Below are 3,203 nucleotides of genomic sequence, written 5' to 3' on the forward strand. Positions count from 1 at the left end.
CCACTTCGTCACCGTCGGCGCGCAGTCGCGGCGACGGCAGGTGAGGACCCCATGACCGCGGCCGGCAGCACGGGGGCGCGCCGCTGGCGGCGTCCGAATGGGCAAATCCTGCCGCTCTTCGTCCTCGCCCTGGGTGGGTTGTTCGCCCCGCTGGCCCTGGCCGCCGAGCCGATCACCTGGCCGCGCGACCTCTACAACCCCGTGCCCAAGGCCGACGACGTGCTGCTGCCGCTGCCCTGCGGCGGCGCCATGGCCTTCCGCTGGGTGCCGACCGCGGACACCGTCCCGGCCGACGTGCCGCCGGAGCTGGCGCCCCTGTTCCGCCTGGTCGGCCCCTTTGAGCACGCGGGCGGCCGGGCGCTGCTGCTCGGCAAATACGAAGTCTCGCGCCGGCAATACGCCACCCGGGCGGCGCTGACCGGCGGACCCTGTGCGCCGGGGGGCGATGACGCCCGGGTGGCGCAGGGCGCAATCGGCTGGTACGACGCGCTGGGTTTTGCCGCGCACTGGACGCGCTGGCTGGCAACGCAGGCCGACCGGCTGCCCGACTGCGGGCGTGCCGCCACCCTGTGCGTGCCGCGGCCGGCCCTGGTGCGGCTGCCTACCGAGGCGGAATGGGAATACAGCGCGCGCGGCGGTCGGGCGGTCAGTGGGGCTGAGTTCACCGCGCCCCGTTACCCGATGGACGGCGGGCTGAAGCGCCACGCCTGGTACGCGGACAACAGCGACCGGCAGGTCAAACCCCTCGGCCAGCGCGCGGCCAACCCGCTGGGCGTGCACGACCTCTACGGCAATGTCGAAGAACTGACCATCGAACTCTACCGCAGCCCCTGGTACCTCGGCCAGCGCGGTGCCGCGGTCATTCGCGGGGGCAGCATCCATACCAATCCCGACCAGCTCGACGCCGCCGCGCGCAACGAAACCCCCCTCTACGGGCCGGGCGGAGCCAACCGCGCCCCCGACAACGGCCTGCGGCTGCTGGTGGACCTGGCGGCCCCGGCCGGCGGTGAGCCGGCCGCGGCCGTGGCCTTGCCGGCGCCGTCCGCTCAGGCGGCGGCCACACCGACGGCCACCGGGCAGCTTCAGGTGGACGTCGACACCCCGGCCGAGGTGCGGATCGACGGCCGGGTGATCGGCCAGGCCGCCCCTGGGGTGCCGGTGCGGGCACGGGACCTCGCGGTCGGAGACCACCGGGTGGAGGTGCGTGCGGACGGGTATCAGACTGTGAGCGCGCTGCATCCGGTGACCGCCGGGCGCTGGACGCAGGTCGTGGTGGAGATGCCGCAAGCGGCGTCCGTGGCGGGCTTGACGGCGGCCTTGACCGGCGCTTGGGAGACCCTCACCGGCCTGGCCCGACGGATGCCGACCCTGCTGGTGTGGGCGCTGGGGTTGGCGGCCGGGGTCTTTGTGATGCTGCGGGTCAGGGCCGCGCGCCGGGGCGCCCGACCGCTGCCGGCGATGATCGACCCGCCGGGACCCGTCGCAACCTCTGGGGGTCACGTACCCACGGCCAGCGCGATCCGAACGCCGACCTTGCTTGTGCCCCGTCTGGCGTTTGAGCCGCAGTTGATCGCCCTGCCCGGCGGCACGTTTTTGATGGGTTCGCCGGCGAACGAGCCGGAACGCAGTGACGTTGAAGGGCCGCAGCACCCGGTGCGGATTGCCCAGTTCGCGATCGGGAAGTGCGCGGTCACCTTTGCTCAGTACGATGCTTTCTGCGCGGCGACCGGGCGGCAGCCGCCGGGCGACCACGGCTGGGGGCGGGGTAAGCGGCCGGTGATCAATGTCAGTTGGAAGGACGCGGTCGCCTATGCGGTCTGGTTGTCGAAGGAGACCGGGGAACACTATCGCTTGCCGACGGAAGCCGAATGGGAATATGCGGCGCGGGCCGGGACTACCACGCCGTTCTGGACCGGGCGCTGCATCACCTCCGACCAGGCGAACTACAACGGCAACCATGTCTATGCCGGCTGCGGGGCTAAGACCGGAGTCTACCGGAAACAGACGGTCCCGGTGGGGAATCTGCCGGCCAACCCTTGGGGTCTGCATGAGGTGCATGGGAACGTCTGGGAGTGGGTGCAGGATCGGTATCATGCCAGCTATCAGGGTGAGCCCACGGACGGCCGTGCCTGGGAGGCGGGAGGCAGTTCCGCGCGGGTGGTGCGCGGCGGGTCTTGGGGCGACCAACCGTGGATTCTGCGCGCCGCCAACCGCGGCGTGTTCGAGCCAGACTACCGCAGCGGCTCTCTCGGTTTGCGTCTCGCCAGAACTTTATCCCTTTAAAATCCTTATCCCTTTACCTCCTGCCGGCATACTACGGCCAGCGCGCAGACCGGGGGTGGTCGTGGGGGGCCAGGGGGGCTCGCCCGCTTGGTCGCGAAATTTTATTTGGGCACCCGCTGCGAAAGGGTATCGCCTTCGTACCTGACATCCAGGCAGACCCTTCGCGTAGGGACGGGTTTGAAACCCGTCCCTACGTCCGGTGATCAGGTCCGAGTTCATTGGACGTTCCTCGTCTGTGGTCATGGAAGAAGCGAGGGCCCTGAAAAGCCAGCGGCTGGATATCCTCATCCGTTCGCCCATGCCCGCACACAAACCCGCTACGGTTTGACCCAATATCGCCCGCGCAGCAATCTTGACCGGTTTTTACACAACCAACTGGCCACCGGCTCTGGCCTGGAGGAGATCGACATGGCTTACACCGTTGATGACTTCCGACGCGAAGCAGTCAAGGACCTGCTGGCCGATCCCAAATTCCTGCACGTCCTGTTGGGCGACGTCCTGGCTGATCCCAAGCACCTGCGCGTCCTGCTGGAGCGCTTGGTGGAGAAAGATCGGCTGCGGGAATTGACGCTGGAGGAGCGGCTGCACGGGCTCGATCCCGATGTCATTGAAGCCTGGCTGAAGGAANGTCGCAGCCGTGACCATTGACCGAGAGCAACCGCCACTTCGTCACCTTCGGCGCGCAGTCGCGGCAACTGCAGGTGAGGACCACTTGACCGTGCACCTTCGCCTAGTACGATGCCTTCTGCGCGGCGACCGCGCGGCAGCCGCCGGTCGACGAAGGCAGGGGGCAGGGTGAGCGGCCGGTGATCAACGTCAGTTGGGCGGACGCGGTGGCCTCTGAGCGGGCGGGGTGCGCGACGGCCCAGCCCAGTGGACCCCGCGTGATACACTAACGCCATGATACGACGGCTTTCCAT

General features: G+C 69.1%; 1 protein-coding gene. It reads left to right on the forward strand.

The window, feature by feature from the left end; all coding sequences use genetic code 11:
- Positions 1-51: 51 nt before the first annotated feature.
- Positions 52-2,283 (forward strand): SUMF1/EgtB/PvdO family nonheme iron enzyme, encoded by a 2,232-nt coding sequence (locus tag A39O_RS36305; RefSeq protein ID WP_020503901.1) that lies wholly within the window; start codon positions 52-54, stop codon positions 2,281-2,283.
- Positions 2,284-3,203: the final 920 nt, after the last annotated feature.

The sequence above is a fragment of the Lamprocystis purpurea DSM 4197 genome, assembly GCF_000379525.1.
GTDB classification, from domain to species: domain Bacteria; phylum Pseudomonadota; class Gammaproteobacteria; order Chromatiales; family Chromatiaceae; genus Thiodictyon; species Thiodictyon purpureum.

Bases quoted from the DNA above. Each gene is read 5' to 3' on its own strand.
- A39O_RS36305 (WP_020503901.1), top strand. From the start codon at position 52: ATGACCGCGGCCGGCAGCACGGGGGCGCGCCGCTGGCGGCGTCCGAAT.